Here is a 15,187-nt window from a genome sequence, read left to right on the forward strand (position 1 = left end):
GCGAAGTGGCCACACCTGTTCCCATCCCGAACACAGAAGTTAAGCACTTCAGCGGCAAAAATAGCCCTTTGGGTGAATCGAGCTCGTTGCCGGGTCTATTTTTTTTATCCTTTTTTTACTTTATAATAAACATATGAATTTACTGCAAAAGAAATACATGGCTATCCTTTTAAGTTCTTTAGTTGGTATTAGTGCTTGTTCATTTTTATTATTAAACATGAAATCAAGTTCATCTAAAGTTCCGGAGGTTATACATCATGGACAAGCAAAGGATCAATCAAATATTCCAACGTCTGAAAGCAATTCTTCTATACAAAAAAAGACCTATTCTTTTAATAAGTTAGGGTCTGTTAGTTTCTACTTAAGTAAAAAAAATCCTATTCCAAGGGATTATAAACCAAGTGATTTAGTGAAAGTAAATGTACAATCCTTAAGAGAGGAACAGTTGAGAAGAGAAGCGAGTGATGCCGTACAAACATTATTTAAGGCGGCTAAACAAGATGGTTATTCTTTACAACTAATTAGCGCTTATCGTTCTTATGAGTACCAGCAAAAGCTATACAAAAGCTACCTAAAAAAATCTAGTAAATCTGATTTGGATAGAATTGATAATTTACCGGGAAAATCCGAACACCAATTAGGATTAGCCATTGATTTAGGAGATGAAAGCAGAAAGTACCTATTAAAAGAAAGTTTTGCGAATACGAACTTGTTCAAATGGTTGGAAAAAAATTCGTATAAGTATGGCTATATCCTTCGGTATCCGGATGGAAAAGAAGATGTAACGGGCTATAAATTTCACCCATGGTCTTTTCGTTATGTTGGTAAAGAATTGGCTCTTGAGATTTATAAAAGTGGTTTAACTTTTGATGAATTTGTTCAGAAAAAGTAATGTTTACTGCAAGTTTTACAATTGCAAAGGCATTTAAAAAGTAGTAAATTATTAAAGGTTTAAAATTATAAAAGGAGAACAGTATGGTAAAGACGATTCGATTATTTTGTGCAGCTGGCATGTCCACAAGCTTATTAGTGAATAAGATGAAGGAAGCTGCCCAAACAGCCGGTAAGGATTATGATATCGCTGCATTTTCATTAAACGAATTCGAACAGCATGCGGCTGAAGCGGATGTTTGCTTGTTAGGACCTCAAGTTCGTTATGCTTTGGCTAAATTACAAGCTGAATACCCAAATTACAAGATTGCGGATATTCCGATGCAGATGTATGGCATGATGGATGGTAAAGGTGTTATCAGTGTCGCTGAGAAGCTAATGGGTGAGTAGTAATGGAAAGCACAGAATTAGTTGCTTTTAATATTATTGCGTCTGTTGGTACAGCTCGCTCTAGTTACATTGCGGCAATTGATGCGGCTTCGGAAAAGGATTTTGATGGAGCTGAGAAGCTGATTGCGGAAGGACAAGATGCGTTTAATCAAGGTCATGAAGCGCACGCAAAATTATTAACAGCCATGGCACAAGGAGAAACCGTAACGATGGATTTACTTCTTACCCATGCTGAGGATCAGCTGATGAGTGCAGAAGCTTTTGGGATTTTAGCTGAAAAGTTTGTGAACTTATACAAAAAATTGAAATAGATAAGAAAGGCTTCCGCCTTTTTTTCTTCTTTTTAAAAACTAGTGTTTTTGAATTAAAAATGATAAAATATAACGGATTTCCGGTTAATTTTTTAGATAACTCACAAGGGCTTATTAATAGTCCTTTGTTGTTTATGGAAGGAGGAACAAATGATTAAAACTTTAGTAAAAAGCTTACGTGAATATAAATTTCCGACCATTTTAACACCATTATTCGTTGCTGGCGAAACACTGTTAGAAGCTTTAATTCCTTATGTAATATCATTATTGGTTAATGATATTAAAGCAGGATCAGGATTACCAATTATTTTTAGCTATGCGTGGAAGTTGATAGCCTTATCCTTGATAGCACTTTTGTTTGGCTATTTAGCAGGTATCTATTCAGCCAAGGCATCGACAGGCTTTTCCAAGAATTTACGTCATGATGTGTTTGAGAACATTCAAAATTTCTCGTTTAACAATATTGATAAATTCTCAAGTGCTTCCCTAGTGACTCGATTGACCACCGATATTCAAACCGTTCAAATGGCGGTTATGATGATTATTCGTATGGCGGTTCGTGCTCCATTGAATATTATTTTCTCATTTACACTGGCTTATGTGATGGGTGGATCGATGGCTCTTATTTTCTTGTTTGTGGCACCGATTCTATTTTTCGGCTTAATTCTAATTATTAAAATTGTTATGCCGATATTTAAAAAAGCTTTCCCTAAGTATGATGATTTAAACCACTCGGTTGAAGAAAACATTCTCGGAATTCGTGTTGTTAAGTCATTTGTTCGTGAAGATGAGGAAATTAAGAAGTTCAATGTTTCTTCGGAAAACATTCGTACTTTATTTACAAAAGCGGAACGAATTTTAGCTTTGAACAACCCATTAATGTCCATTTCTATTTATATTGTTGTGATTTTTGTCATGATTGTTGGATCGGAAAGAATTATCACAACCGGTGGTCAAGCCTTGGATATTGGTCAGTTTGCGACCTTGTTGACATATAGTTTCCAAATCTTAGTTTCATTAATGATGCTATCGATGGTATTTGTGATGCTAACATTCTCAGAAGAATCAATGGAACGTGTTTCTGAGGTTTTGTTAGAAAAGAGCGATTTAGTTTCGCCTGAAAATGCGATTGAACAAGTTCAGGATGGCTCAATTGATTTTGAGCATGTTTCCTTCTCCTATTCAAAAGATGCCAATGAAAAAGTTTTAGAAGACATCAATGTACATATTAAACCGGGGGAAGTCATCGGTATTATAGGTGGAACCGGTTCTTCAAAATCTTCGTTAGTACAGCTAATTGCTCGTTTGTATGATGTGAACGAAGGTTCGGTTAAAGTCGGTGGTGTGGATGTTCGGAATTACAATCTTTTTAGTCTACGTGAAGAAGTAGCGATGGTCCTACAAAAGAATGTCTTATTCTCAGGCACGATTGCGGATAACATTCGTTGGGGAAATAAAGACGCCAGTTTAGAAGAAGTAAAAGAGGTTTGTCACTTAGCTTGTGCAGATGAATTCATTGATCAAATGCCTAAGGCTTATGATACATGGATTGAACAAGGCGGTACGAATGTTTCTGGTGGTCAGAAGCAGCGTTTATGTATTGCCAGAGCTTTATTAAAGAAACCAAAGATATTGATTTTAGATGATAGTACTTCTGCTGTAGATACAAAGACAGACGCTTTAATTCGTAAGGCGATGCGAACTTATATTCCTGAAACAACGAAGATTATCATTGCTCAAAGAACATCATCCGTAGAAGATGCAGACCGTGTGATTGTCCTTGAAGATGGTCGTATCAATGCGATTGGAACAAGTGAAGAATTGCTTAAGACAAACGAAATTTATCGTGAAGTTTATCTATCACAGAATAAACAAGGGACAGAAACCATTAGTGAGGAGGTGGCTTAATATGAGAAATAAGACAGCAAATCAAATTTTAATGGTGAAACGTGTCATTAAGATGTTGTTTGAATTCTATCCAAAATTATTACCGATTATTTTAATACTAACTATTGCGAATGCGGTATTGGCTTCATTGCCGGCTATTTTCCAACAAAATATTGTTTCTGTTTTACAACAGGCTTGGGATAATGGCCGGACTTGGGAAGCTACGAAGCCACTTGTAATGCAAGTGGTGTATGGTTTACTATTTGTGTACGCTTTAGCTTTAATAATCAACTTTACCAATCAACAACTCATGGCTATCTTTACTCAAGGAAGTTTGGATAAGATGAGAAAGAAGATATTTAATCATATGGAACATTTACCAATTCGCTTCTTCGATCAAAATCAGCGTGGGGATATTATGTCGTATTATACGAATGATATTGAAGCAATGCGACAGATGATTTCACAAAGCTTACCGCAGTTATTGGTATCTGCTATTTCATTAGTAACGATTTTAGCGATTATGCTGTATTATTCCATTCCATTAGCGCTAGTCATTCTTTTAGGTGCCTTCGTGAGTGTTAGTGTAACGAGTAAGGTGGGTGGCTTGTCAGCGAAGTATTTCGTTGCTCAACAAAAAATGACAGGACAAACAGAAGGTGTCATTGAAGAAATGATTAATGGTCTAAAAGTCATTAAAGTATTCAATCATGAACAAGAGGCACAAGAAGCTTTTGACAAAGCGAATAATGAATTGTTTGAAGCTAGCCATATCGCAAACCGTTATGCAAATACATTAATGCCTATTTTGAATAATATTAACTATATTGTATATGCGCTAGTAGCGGTTATGAGTGGTATCTTTATTGAAACAAAATTCCCTAATTTTTCCATCTCAGGACTTGGCTTTTCAATTGCGGTTGCGGTTCCTTTCTTACAAATGTCTCGTCAATTCGCTGGTGCTATCCAACAAATTTCTCCCCAAATTAACGCAATGGTTATGGGTTTGGCAGGAGCACAACGAGTCTTTTCTCTATTAGATGAAGAAGTAGAGGAAGATGAAGGTAGCTATGAACTGGTGAACACTCGTGAGGAAAATGGAGTACTTGTTGAAAGCTCAGAAAAGACGAAACAATGGGCTTGGAAGGTAGAGCATAATGGCGTGACGGAATTGCTTGCTTTAAAGGGAGATGTCAAGTTTAAGAATGTGGATTTCTCCTATTCCCCTGATAAACAAATTCTTTATGATTTAAGCTTATACGCAAAGCCGGGGCAAAAAGTGGCCTTTGTTGGAGCAACGGGAGCTGGTAAAACAACCATTACTAACTTAATTAACCGTTTTTATGATATTGAAAAAGGACAAATTCTTTATGACGGCTTAGATATTAAGAAGATTAAGAAGTCTTCTTTGCGTAAGTCTTTAGGCATTGTTCTTCAGGATACGGTCTTATTTACAGCAACAGTTATGGAAAATATCCGCTATGGAAATTTAGATGCGACGGATGCGGAATGTATTCAAGCTGCTAAGTTGGCTGGTGCTCATGAATTCATTAAACATTTACCACAAGGCTATCAAACTGTCTTACATGGTGGAGCTTCTAATTTATCGCAAGGACAAACACAGTTATTGGCGATTGCTCGAGCGGCAGTCAATAATCCACCAGTTATGATTTTGGATGAAGCAACTTCATCCATTGATACACGTACAGAACAAATCGTTCAAACCGGTATGGATAACTTAATGGAAGGACGAACAGTGTTTGTGATTGCCCACCGTTTATCGACCGTTAAGAACTCCAATGTCATTATTGTTTTAGATCATGGTCATATTATTGAACGTGGTACACATCAAGAATTATTGAATCAAAAAGGTCAGTATTATCAGTTATATACAGGTGCCTTTGAACTTGAATAAGAACTCTTTAGGGAGTTCTTTTTTAATAAGATTAGAACTTTAAGTTTACAATACAAAACTTTTTAGATGAATCCGAAAAGAGAAATTGGGGACTACTACCAGAGGATACTTTACGACAATACCATTTTTAGTACATTGACATTATAGGTAGGAAGACCTATAATACATTTGAATAATTGTTCAAATGAGGTGGCGAGATGGAAATCAAGGCTTATAAAATTGATGGTTTAGATTGTGCAGAATGTGCAGCAAATTTAGAAAAGAAGATTTCGCAGCTAGACAATGTTAATAAAGCTCAAGTCAATTTTGTAAAAGGGACTTTAAAAGTGGAATATAGTGAAGAAGAGAAGCTTGTATTTCCAAAGATTCTGGAGGTCGTGTTGAAAGAAGAGGAAGAAGCTAGTGTTTATCCACTGAATGAGGAAGTTATTTCAGTTGGTATTGAAGGAATTGATGATGTAGATTGTGCGGATTATTTAGCGAAAGAAATTGTAAAGTTACCTTATGTTAGTCATGCAGAAGCCTATTTCATGCAAGAGAAAATCAATGTTCAATTGGATAAACGTTATTTAGAACAAGCGAAGCAAGAAATTAAAACAATTATTCTTAACCACGAACCAGAGGTGCATGTGACTTTTGGAAGGGGAAATGAGCAAGTGAAAAAATCATTGGATTGGATGCTTGTGCGTTTGATTGTTGGATTTTTGTTGTTTATTGGTTCGATGGTAACGAATGGATATGTGGAAATTGGTGTCTCTTTATTGGGCTATATGGTCTTAGCCTATGACATTTTATACAAAGCATTTCGCAATATCATTAAAGGAAAAGTCTTTGATGAGAATTTTTTAATGGTTGTTGCAACAGTGTCTGCTTTATTTCTACAAGAATGGCGTGAAGCAATAGCGGTTATTTTGTTCTATCAGGTGGGGGAATATTTCCAAGATAAAGCGGTGGAACATTCGCGTAAATCCATTGGTGAATTGATGGAAATTCGTCCTGAAGCGGCCATGGTTAAAAGAGCTGGTGAATTTAAGATGGTTGCACCGGAAGAGGTTCAAATTGGTGATTTAGTTCGTGTATTACCTGGGGAAAGAATTCCGGTGGATGCGAAGATTGTAGAAGGTAGAAGTAGTTTAAACATGGCTTCTTTAACAGGGGAAAGTGCCTGGAAGGATGTTGAGGCCGGCGATGAAGTAATGAGTGGAGCAATCAATCAGAATGGTACGTTAATGGTAATTTGCACCAATCGCTATGCGGATTCTACAGTAGCTAAGATTTTAGATTTGGTAGAAAATAATGACCAAGTTAAGTCCAAAGAAGAACGGTTTATTACAAAATTTGCGGAAGTATATACACCAGTGGTAGTCTTCTTAGCGGTATTAGTAGCAGTTGTGGTAAGTCTACAATTAAGAGATTATCAAGAGGGTATTCGTAGGGCTGGTACTTTCTTAGTTATTTCTTGTCCATGTGCTTTGGTTATTTCCATTCCCTTATCTTTTTTCTCGGGAATTGGGGGTTTATCAAAGGAAGGAATTTTAGTTAAAGGAGCGAATATCTTTGAAAAAATCAATCGTATTCAAAGAATGGTTTTTGATAAAACAGGTACCTTAACTAAAGGGAAATTTAAGGTTGAAAAAATTATTTCTGAATGTCCGGAAGAAGTATTAAAATATGCGGCAGCCTTGGAAGTACAGTCCAATCATCCATTATCAAAAGCAATTTTAGCGAAGAATGAGCTTGATGTTGGTGCATGGGATGTAAGAAATGTCAAAGAGGTGGCCGGTAGAGGACTAGAGGGATTCGTTAATGGGGAAATAGTTCGTGTGGGTAATCAAAAGCAGTTGAGAGAAGTTGGTATTTTGACTCCGACTATTGATGAAATTGGCACAAAGGTCTTTGTTTCTAAAGGGAATGAGTATTTAGGTTGTCTTATCTTAAACGATCAATTAAAGAAGCATGCTACGAGTTTTATTCAATATTTAGATGAAAAGAAGATTGATACAAAAATTATTTCCGGTGATGAAGAAAAGATAGTCGCAAAGGTAGCGAAAGAGTTAAATATAAAGACTTATCTAGCGAATCAGCTACCAGTGGATAAGGTAGAAGCTTTGGTGCAGGAAATGAAAAAAGGCTTTACTTGTTTTGTAGGAGATGGTACGAATGATGCACCTGTTTTAAGTCGAGCTGATGTATCGATTGCGATGGGTGGTGTTGGTTCTGATGCGGCGATAGAGGTGGCTGATGTTATTTTGATGGATGATGGTATACTTAAGGTGGAAAGCCTTTTGGTACAATCGAAAAAGGTAATCCGAATTGCATTGGAAAATATTTGGTTTGCGATTGGTATTAAGGTACTTGTTTTAGTACTTGGTGCTTTAGGTTTTGCGAATATGTGGATGGCTATTTTCGCTGATACAGGGGTGGCTATTTTATGTGTTCTTAATTCTTTACGTTTACTAAAAGTTCATGATGTTCAGTAAGGAGAGTGTTTATGTCATTTTTTGTTCATCTAGCGGCTAAGGTGTTCTCCCTTTGGCTAATGGAATATTTGTTTCATTTGGTGAAATTTAGAAGCTTTGGAAAGTTAGTCGTCACTGCATTTGTGCTAATGGTGTTAAATAGTGTTTTAAAACCAATTCTGCATTTTTTGGCACTACCCATTACAATCTTGACAATTGGCTTATTTGCACTTGTGATTAATGGAATTGTGGTATATGTAGCGTTTCGTCTATCAGAGGTTCAGATTAATGACTTTTTAACAGCGATTATAATTGGAATTTTATTGACAATTGTAGACGTTATCATGGCTGTTAAATAATAAAATATATATATAGCCTTTTTGAAGTGAACCCCAAAAGTCGGACAACCAATAAAGGAGGTTCACTTTTTGTTATGACAAAACTTACAAGAGAACAGAAAATAGAAATCTAGCACAAATGAAAAGGCGGAGAAACGGTTAAATCTCTATCAAAACAATACAAAATCTTAGGACGCCACATAAACTACCTTATCAAACTAATCGATACTTATGGAGAAAACATTTTAAGAAAAGATAAGAATAATTATTATAGCCCTGAATTAAAACTTGAAATTATTAATAAAGTTTTAATGGATAAACAATCGGCTGTGTCGACAGCTTTAGAATATGGTCTTCTATCGTATGGAATGCTTTTTAACTGGATTAAATCTTATAAGGAAAATGCTTATATTATAGTAGAGAAAAAGAAAGGTCGAAGATCAAGAAGAAAATTTTACTGGGGATTATGACAATAATCGTATTGACAGTAGTATTGATTGGAGATGGTTACTATAATTTAAAATCAAATTCAGTATACTATGCTGAAAATACAGCTCATAAGGAAGGAACAGAACCGGTACTTATGATGTTGGTAGATAAAAGAAACCATTAACCAATCTATGATAGCTATAAATTAGGTAAAACAACCTTTAAAGTCTAGGGGGTTAAAGTGGTTTCTTTAGAAGATACTGTTGAAGATGCTGAGACTTTATTAAATAATCCTAAAAATCCTATTTATTCTTATTATCAGCAATGCTATAGAAAGTGTAAAGACCTTGGCTCAAGAATTAGAAGGTGCAGGACAACCAACCTATAAAGTGAAGTTTGTAACCACATCACAAGACATAAAAATTTCATAGTAGAAAAAGATAGGAAATTAACATAAGTTTTCTAAAAATGGTCCCGGATAGTGAGAGGAAAAATAAAGCACTATAGAAACAGAAACAACCACAGAAGTAGCCCTACAGCCCTTGCTGGAGTGAAACAAACCTACAAGATGATGGAAAAATATATATTCAAACATCAATTTGATACTGTATCAAAAAACAGAAAATTGATTTTAATAAATTATATAATATAGCCCATATAGCTAGAAGGTGTACACCTTCTATTTTTTATATTACTTAAAATTATGTGCTACCTGTCACATAGTTTTAAAGGATACAATGAGCACAAAGGAGGCAATAGTATGATAGATAGTAAACACAGAAAAGAAGAAATATTAATTAAATTACTAAACTTAGAAAAAGTATCCTATCAAACATTGTCTCAAGAATATTTTGTTTCTAAAAGCAGTATAGCGAAAGATTTTGAATATATTCGAGAGCTAATAAAACCTTATGACTTATATTTAGTCTTTAATCAAAGAGGCACATATATAGAAGCTTCTGAGACAAAGATACAAAATTTCATAAAAAACCTAATTGAAGAAAAACCCGGTTATTTTGAAGAAAAATTTATTAAAAAAGACCAATTAAATGCCATACATAATAATTTAATCTATTTTTTAGAAGAAAAAGAATTACCTATATACTTAGATACGGTACATAAAATATCTATATCATTTGCAGTTTTATTTTCAAGAAAAAATAAAGGAAGATATATAGAAGAATTAAATAATAGTATAGATGTTGTAGAAATGTTTAACTTTCAAAATATTCCATTAATCTATGAATTAATTAATTATATAGGAAGTAAATTAGATTATAGCTTAAGTAAAGAAGATGTATACTATATCGCACTTTTCCTTCTTGGAAATAGAATGAGTGACTTTTTCACCAATATAGATGTTCCGGATAGTTTGATTAATCAAGTTAAAGATTAAATACAACAAATATCAATTGGTTTATCAAATAAAGATATGATAGACAATAAATTACTTAGAGATTTATCTGTTCATTTAATGTATATGGTACTTAGAAGAAGTATAAATATAAGTATGCACTCAACACTTATAAATGATATCAAAAATAAATATCCTGTTTTATACCAACTTACTAGTTTATGGCTGACAAATTTTTGCGATTATTATAAAACAAAATTAACGGATGCTGAAATTATGTATGTTGTAATACATATTCAAGCAGCTATAGAAAGAAACAAAAACAAAAAAAGAATATTAGTTGTCTGTCCAAGCGGCTATGGATTTGGCTCATTTATATCAGCTAAAGTAAAATCCAGTTTACCTAGCGATGTATTCGTTGAAGTAGCCTCAGAATTAAATTACAAAGAATTACTTACAGAAAAAATTGCTTATATAGTAAGTACAAGAGAACTAGACCAAAAAAAGTTACCTTCAGTAGTTATTTCTCCGCTTGTTCAAACAGAAGATATGAAAAAAATATTTGATTTATATCTAAGATTTATATATCAAGAAAAAGATTATATAAGTCCAAAAACAACGAAACAAAATTTACCGCATTATATATATCATTTAGATTTACAAAATAAAGAAGACATTATAAAAGCACTAATTCAGAAAGTTAATAATTTAGATGATTGTTCAAAACCATTGTTTATCGATTCTATATTTAATAGAGAGCACATGCAAAGTACATATTTGGGTAATGGAATTGCCCTTCCACATGGAGACCCTAAATTTATAAATCAAACAATGGTATTAATTGCTGTATTAGAAAAACCTATTTTATGGGATGGTACAAATATTGTTGATACGATCATATTACTTTTAGTAAAAAAAGGAGAATCCTATCTGTTAGAAGAATTTATGAATGAATTAGTAGAAGAAGTTAATAATAAAGCACTATTTTTAGAAAAAATGAAAAAGAGGCGGAAAGAACTATGAATTATCTTATTTCACCCAAATACGTATTAGTAAAAGATAAAACAGAATCTTGGCAAGAGGCTTTAGAACTTGCTAGTAAGCCAATATTAGACGATAAAAAAATTGTAAAACAATATATTGAAGAAATGAAAAATTCTGTAATACAAAATGGTCCTTATATGGTTTTAACAGACTATTTTGCATTAATGCATGCAAAGCCTAGTCAATATGTAAATGAGCAAGCAATGAGTTTACTCGTATTAAAGGAAGCTGTTGATTTACTTGGAAAACCAGTAAAAATTATGCTTGTACTAGCAACAAAAGATAATCATTCCCATTTAGAATCATTACAAAAAATTGTAAGTATTTTTGGTAATCAAAAATATTTTGAATGTATATTAAATGGAAATATTGAAGAAATAAAAGAAATGATGAAGGAGGTGAGAAAATGAAGATTTTGGCAGTATGTGGCTTTGGGGTAGGTAGCTCAATGGTTCTTAAAATGACAATTGATAAAGCTATTCGTGAATTAAATATAGATGCAGAAGTGGAAAATACAGATTTATCTTCGGCAAAATCGATGGACGCTGATGTTTACTTAACAAGTAGTGAACTAAAAGAAGAATTGTCAAGAAATACAACAAAGCCGGTTTATCCTATAAAAAAATATATGGATAAAGAGGAAGTAAAAGATGCTTTAAAACAGTATTTAAGTGAAAGGGGAAATGAATAATGAGTTTTTTAACAGATAATATATTAAGAAATCCACCTATCTTATTAGCACTTATAGCGCTAATCGGATTAGTTTTACAAAAGAAATCGATATCAGATAGTATTAAAGGTACATTAACGGTTGCCTTTGGGATGGTAATACTAACAGAAGGTGTCAATATCTTAGTTGGACAAATTGTACCTATAAACCAAGCCGTTCAATCACGATTAGGAGTTGTTGTTGCTGATGGATTAACAGATGTAACATTTACAGCAAATTATGGTGGAATAGTTGGCATATCAATGTTTTTAGGCTTATTAATTCACTTGTTAATCGCAAGATTTACACCTATTAAAACTATATTTCTAACAGGACACATGCTTTGGTGGTTTCCATTTATATTTGTTGCGATAAGTGTGGAATCAGGATTAAGCAATACTGCAACAATTATACTTAGTGCCTTTTTATCAGCATGTTATTGGTCATTTATGCCTTGGATTATGAGAAAATTTGTGTGGGATGTTGTTGGAGATGATTCGTTCTTAATTGGACATCCAACAGGGATTTTATCTCTTATATCAGGTGTTGCAGCTAAAATGTTTGGTGATAAGAGTAAATCAACCGAATCGATTAATATACCTAAAAATTTATCATTCTTTAGAGAAATTTCGATTACAAGTGGGCTGGTTTTATTCTTAATGTATATAATCACTGCCATAATTTCACCAGGCTTTGTTCCTAAGGGTTCTAATATTATAATGTTTGCTTTAAATGCAGGTATTAAATTTGGGGCAGGATTACTTGTTATGTTGTATGGAGTAAGATTACTTATAAATCAAATTATTCCAGCATTCCAAGGTATTGCAGAAAAACTTGTTCCAAATGCAAAACCAGCATTTGATATACCCATTTTATTTAACTATAAACCAAATGCAGTGTTAATTGGATTTTTAGTTGCGATGATTACTTCAACCATTTTAATTATTTTTGTAAATACATCTCATGTATTTGGAGTTATGCTAGTTCCATTAGTTATTACAAGCTTTTTTGAATGTGGAGGAGCTGCAGTAATTGGTGAGGGGCAAGGTGGTTTAAGAGGAGCTATAATTGGAACAGCAGTTGCCTCTTTAGCAATGGTTTTACTTGTAGGTATATCAGCCGTTATTTATAGTACAACAATACAAAACTGGATGTTAGTTTTTGGTGGAAATGATCTTTCTTTAATGGGAATTTTAGGTAAGTTAGTTTCTCAATTATTTAGAGGATTTTAATTAATGTTTTCCTATTTTGATAAAATTTACGAGTTATTAGAGATTGTTAAACACCAAGAAAAAGATAACATGATAAAAGTTGCCTCTATAATGTCTGAAAATATTATGAATAATAAATCTATATTTATTTTTGGGGCAAGTCATGCAGGTATTTTAACACAAGAATTATTTTATCGTGCAGGAGGACTTATTACTATCAATCCTATATTTGCAAAAGAAGTTATGCTTGATATTTCTCCTATTACTTCAACAAGTAAAATGGAAAGACTTGAAGGTTATGGAACTATAATAGGAGAAAATGTAGAATTTAAGAAAGGAGATTTACTAATAGTACATTCAGTATCAGGAAGAAATCCTGTAGCAATTGATTTAGCTTTATATGCAAAATCAAAAGGAGTTATTATAGCTTGTATTACTAATAAAAAATATTCTTTATCTACTCTTAGTAGACATTCATCAAAGTTAAGAATGTTAGAAATTTTAGATGTTGTGATTGATAATCATGGAGATATAGGAGATGCTAGTTGTAGTATAGATGGTTATAAACAAAAAATAGCTCCAACGTCTACTGTTGTAGGAGCAAGTATTTTAAATGAAATAGTTGTACAAGTTTGTAATAATTTATCAGAAAAAAATGTATCACCATTACCAATTTTCTATTCAGCGAATTTAGATGGGGGAGATAAATTGAATGAGGAATTATTTAAAAAATATAAAAGCACAATTCATTATAAATTATAAGTTTAAACAAATAAAAGTGGTTTAATCGGTAATGTACACAAACGTAGGGTTTACCCGAAAATAGAAGAGAATGATGGTTAAAAATCATTCTTTTTTGTATATTATTTTAACGCCCAAGAAATTGGGTTCACTCCATATAGTGCTTGCCGGGATTTATTCAAGGATAATAGAAATGTGTCTATCTCCTGGAATTATAAGAGCAGATAGATGCAATAAAGCTGCAGATATATGTAGTTTATAATGACCATGTATTGATAATGCACGAAACAATAGCATAATATATTTAAGAATGGAGGTAGATATTATGGCAACAACAAATTTGAATATCAGAATAGATAAAGAAGTTAAAGACCAAGCAGAAGTAATATTTTCTGAATTGGGGCTTAATATGACAACTGCTATCAATATATTTTTAAGAGCAACCATTAGAGAAAATGGCATTCCTTTTAATTTGAAACTAGAGATACCAAATAATACTACTATTAAGGCAATAGAAGAAGGAAGAAATATTGCAAGAGATAGCAGTGTGAAGGGCTATTCTAATATAGATGATTTAAGGGAAGCATTGGAAGCATGAAATACGAAATAAAGTTTACAACACAGTTTAAGAAAGACCTTAAACTTGCAAAAAAACAAAATAAAAATTTAGAAAAGCTGTTTGAGGTCGTAGGTTTATTAGCAGAAGGTAAAAAACTTGATATGAAGTATAGAGATCATGACCTTTCAGGAACTTATAAGGGGGACAAGAGAGTGCCATATAGAACCTGCCCGGCTTTTAGTATATGAATATCAAAATGATGTACTTGTACTTATGCTTTACAGATTGGGTTCACATTCTGAATTATTTAAGAAATAGAAGTTGAAAATTAAGGATTAAAAAGAAGGATAATAACAATGAAGTGATTTATTTGGAAAATACGAACATAAAAGATTTGGTATCAATGACGATAGTAAATGAAATTGATGGATATAGCAAAATTCATCTAAATATAAAAAAAGAAGAGTTAACGGCTTACGAAAAATCAATAGTTCTGCTTGTAACTATTCCGCTATTGATAGGTGATATTTTGATACTGATTGGTAAGGGAAGATTTTTGATAGCAGGATATAATACACTTTCTGAATCAAAAAAAAAGCAAGCTTAGGAATTTGGGTGATTCTATTTAGTTTACTTTTGACAGCTATATTATGGTTTATTAATAAGATATCACCACTCATCATTGTTGGTTTTATTGTACTTGCTATGCTGGTGTCGTTTATATTATTGATATATGTTACTACATCAACAAAAGATAAATAATCTTTCTTAAATCGAAATGATTATTATTCTATGTATAGAGCACAACAGTTAGATGAGGATAGCGAGTCAGAGTAACTGATGTTAGATTTAACAACCCCGTTTAATGGGAAATAGAGGTAGGATGCAAGTGACGGATTGACCAAAGGCTTCTAAGCGTGGCAAGTAATAAGAAGGCTACGCCCATATT

General features: G+C 33.0%; 17 protein-coding genes and 1 rRNA gene. All 18 read left to right on the forward strand.

What is annotated here, in order from left to right; all coding sequences use genetic code 11:
• Nucleotides 1-95 (forward strand): 5S ribosomal RNA (gene rrf, locus K7I92_RS05785); the annotation flags it as partial.
• Between the two features lie 38 nt (nucleotides 96-133).
• Nucleotides 134-892 (forward strand): M15 family metallopeptidase, encoded by a 759-nt coding sequence (locus K7I92_RS05790; protein ID WP_220282404.1) that lies wholly within the window; start codon nucleotides 134-136, stop codon nucleotides 890-892.
• Between the two features lie 83 nt (nucleotides 893-975).
• Nucleotides 976-1,281, forward strand: coding sequence for a PTS sugar transporter subunit IIB (locus K7I92_RS05795; protein WP_203245266.1), 306 nt, complete (start codon nucleotides 976-978; stop codon nucleotides 1,279-1,281).
• Nucleotides 1,282-1,283: 2 nt separating this feature from the next.
• Nucleotides 1,284-1,592 (forward strand): PTS lactose/cellobiose transporter subunit IIA, encoded by a 309-nt coding sequence (locus K7I92_RS05800; RefSeq protein WP_203245267.1) that lies wholly within the window; start codon nucleotides 1,284-1,286, stop codon nucleotides 1,590-1,592.
• 150 nt (nucleotides 1,593-1,742) lie between these two features.
• The gene (locus K7I92_RS05805) at nucleotides 1,743-3,500 is read left to right on the forward strand and encodes an ABC transporter ATP-binding protein (protein ID WP_203245268.1); all 1,758 of its coding nucleotides are present in this window, start codon (nucleotides 1,743-1,745) and stop codon (nucleotides 3,498-3,500) included.
• 1 nt (nucleotide 3,501) lies between these two features.
• Nucleotides 3,502-5,394, forward strand: coding sequence for an ABC transporter ATP-binding protein (locus K7I92_RS05810; protein WP_220282405.1), 1,893 nt, complete (start codon nucleotides 3,502-3,504; stop codon nucleotides 5,392-5,394).
• Between the two features lie 197 nt (nucleotides 5,395-5,591).
• Complete coding sequence (locus K7I92_RS05815) at nucleotides 5,592-7,874, forward strand: heavy metal translocating P-type ATPase (protein ID WP_220282406.1); 2,283 nt, start codon at nucleotides 5,592-5,594, stop codon at nucleotides 7,872-7,874.
• Between the two features lie 11 nt (nucleotides 7,875-7,885).
• Nucleotides 7,886-8,212 (forward strand): phage holin family protein, encoded by a 327-nt coding sequence (locus K7I92_RS05820; RefSeq protein WP_220282407.1) that lies wholly within the window; start codon nucleotides 7,886-7,888, stop codon nucleotides 8,210-8,212.
• A 1,168-nt stretch (nucleotides 8,213-9,380) separates the two neighbouring features.
• Nucleotides 9,381-10,016 (forward strand): helix-turn-helix domain-containing protein, encoded by a 636-nt coding sequence (locus K7I92_RS05825; RefSeq protein WP_220282408.1) that lies wholly within the window; start codon nucleotides 9,381-9,383, stop codon nucleotides 10,014-10,016.
• 36 nt (nucleotides 10,017-10,052) lie between these two features.
• Nucleotides 10,053-10,997 (forward strand): PTS sugar transporter subunit IIA, encoded by a 945-nt coding sequence (locus tag K7I92_RS05830; RefSeq protein ID WP_220282409.1) that lies wholly within the window; start codon nucleotides 10,053-10,055, stop codon nucleotides 10,995-10,997.
• Complete coding sequence (locus K7I92_RS05835) at nucleotides 10,994-11,428, forward strand: PTS sugar transporter subunit IIA (RefSeq protein WP_220282410.1); 435 nt, start codon at nucleotides 10,994-10,996, stop codon at nucleotides 11,426-11,428. Before K7I92_RS05830 ends, K7I92_RS05835 begins: the two co-directional genes overlap by 4 nt.
• The gene (locus K7I92_RS05840; protein ID WP_203245275.1) at nucleotides 11,425-11,709 is read left to right on the forward strand and encodes a PTS sugar transporter subunit IIB; all 285 of its coding nucleotides are present in this window, start codon (nucleotides 11,425-11,427) and stop codon (nucleotides 11,707-11,709) included. Before K7I92_RS05835 ends, K7I92_RS05840 begins: the two co-directional genes overlap by 4 nt.
• Nucleotides 11,709-12,959: a PTS ascorbate transporter subunit IIC gene (locus K7I92_RS05845; RefSeq protein WP_203245276.1), complete on the forward strand. Its 1,251-nt coding sequence runs from the start codon at nucleotides 11,709-11,711 to the stop codon at nucleotides 12,957-12,959. The genes K7I92_RS05840 and K7I92_RS05845 overlap by 1 nt, the downstream gene beginning before the upstream one ends.
• Nucleotides 12,960-12,962: 3 nt before the next feature.
• Nucleotides 12,963-13,700 carry an SIS domain-containing protein gene (locus K7I92_RS05850; RefSeq protein WP_220282411.1) on the forward strand — a complete coding sequence of 246 codons (738 nt, stop codon included), beginning with the start codon at nucleotides 12,963-12,965 and terminating at the stop codon, nucleotides 13,698-13,700.
• 304 nt (nucleotides 13,701-14,004) lie between these two features.
• Nucleotides 14,005-14,277 carry a type II toxin-antitoxin system RelB/DinJ family antitoxin gene (locus tag K7I92_RS05855; RefSeq protein WP_220282412.1) on the forward strand — a complete coding sequence of 91 codons (273 nt, stop codon included), beginning with the start codon at nucleotides 14,005-14,007 and terminating at the stop codon, nucleotides 14,275-14,277.
• The gene (locus tag K7I92_RS05860) at nucleotides 14,274-14,486 is read left to right on the forward strand and encodes a type II toxin-antitoxin system YafQ family toxin (protein WP_255594374.1); all 213 of its coding nucleotides are present in this window, start codon (nucleotides 14,274-14,276) and stop codon (nucleotides 14,484-14,486) included. The genes K7I92_RS05855 and K7I92_RS05860 overlap by 4 nt, the downstream gene beginning before the upstream one ends.
• Nucleotides 14,458-14,556 carry a hypothetical protein gene (locus tag K7I92_RS07515; RefSeq protein ID WP_370627451.1) on the forward strand — a complete coding sequence of 33 codons (99 nt, stop codon included), beginning with the start codon at nucleotides 14,458-14,460 and terminating at the stop codon, nucleotides 14,554-14,556. The genes K7I92_RS05860 and K7I92_RS07515 overlap by 29 nt, the downstream gene beginning before the upstream one ends.
• A gap of 85 nt (nucleotides 14,557-14,641) precedes the next feature.
• Nucleotides 14,642-14,845 carry a DUF3784 domain-containing protein gene (locus tag K7I92_RS05865; protein ID WP_220282413.1) on the forward strand — a complete coding sequence of 68 codons (204 nt, stop codon included), beginning with the start codon at nucleotides 14,642-14,644 and terminating at the stop codon, nucleotides 14,843-14,845.
• Nucleotides 14,846-15,187: the final 342 nt, after the last annotated feature.

Origin of the sequence: Bulleidia sp. zg-1013 (assembly GCF_019798045.1) — a bacterium.
Lineage (GTDB): Bacteria > Bacillota_I > Bacilli_A > Erysipelotrichales > Erysipelotrichaceae > Bulleidia.

Bases quoted from the DNA above. Each gene is read 5' to 3' on its own strand.
- K7I92_RS05850 (WP_220282411.1), top strand. From the start codon at position 12,963: ATGTTTTCCTATTTTGATAAAATTTACGAGTTATTAGAGATTGTTAAA.
- K7I92_RS05815 (WP_220282406.1), top strand. From the start codon at position 5,592: ATGGAAATCAAGGCTTATAAAATTGATGGTTTAGATTGTGCAGAATGT.
- K7I92_RS05865 (WP_220282413.1), top strand. From the start codon at position 14,642: ATGACGATAGTAAATGAAATTGATGGATATAGCAAAATTCATCTAAAT.
- K7I92_RS05810 (WP_220282405.1), top strand. From the start codon at position 3,502: ATGAGAAATAAGACAGCAAATCAAATTTTAATGGTGAAACGTGTCATT.
- K7I92_RS05790 (WP_220282404.1), top strand. From the start codon at position 134: ATGAATTTACTGCAAAAGAAATACATGGCTATCCTTTTAAGTTCTTTA.
- K7I92_RS05835 (WP_220282410.1), top strand. From the start codon at position 10,994: ATGAATTATCTTATTTCACCCAAATACGTATTAGTAAAAGATAAAACA.
- K7I92_RS05845 (WP_203245276.1), top strand. From the start codon at position 11,709: ATGAGTTTTTTAACAGATAATATATTAAGAAATCCACCTATCTTATTA.
- K7I92_RS05820 (WP_220282407.1), top strand. From the start codon at position 7,886: ATGTCATTTTTTGTTCATCTAGCGGCTAAGGTGTTCTCCCTTTGGCTA.
- K7I92_RS05830 (WP_220282409.1), top strand. From the start codon at position 10,053: ATGATAGACAATAAATTACTTAGAGATTTATCTGTTCATTTAATGTAT.
- K7I92_RS05860 (WP_255594374.1), top strand. From the start codon at position 14,274: ATGAAATACGAAATAAAGTTTACAACACAGTTTAAGAAAGACCTTAAA.
- K7I92_RS05840 (WP_203245275.1), top strand. From the start codon at position 11,425: ATGAAGATTTTGGCAGTATGTGGCTTTGGGGTAGGTAGCTCAATGGTT.
- K7I92_RS05855 (WP_220282412.1), top strand. From the start codon at position 14,005: ATGGCAACAACAAATTTGAATATCAGAATAGATAAAGAAGTTAAAGAC.
- K7I92_RS05825 (WP_220282408.1), top strand. From the start codon at position 9,381: ATGATAGATAGTAAACACAGAAAAGAAGAAATATTAATTAAATTACTA.
- K7I92_RS05795 (WP_203245266.1), top strand. From the start codon at position 976: ATGGTAAAGACGATTCGATTATTTTGTGCAGCTGGCATGTCCACAAGC.
- K7I92_RS05805 (WP_203245268.1), top strand. From the start codon at position 1,743: ATGATTAAAACTTTAGTAAAAAGCTTACGTGAATATAAATTTCCGACC.
- K7I92_RS05800 (WP_203245267.1), top strand. From the start codon at position 1,284: ATGGAAAGCACAGAATTAGTTGCTTTTAATATTATTGCGTCTGTTGGT.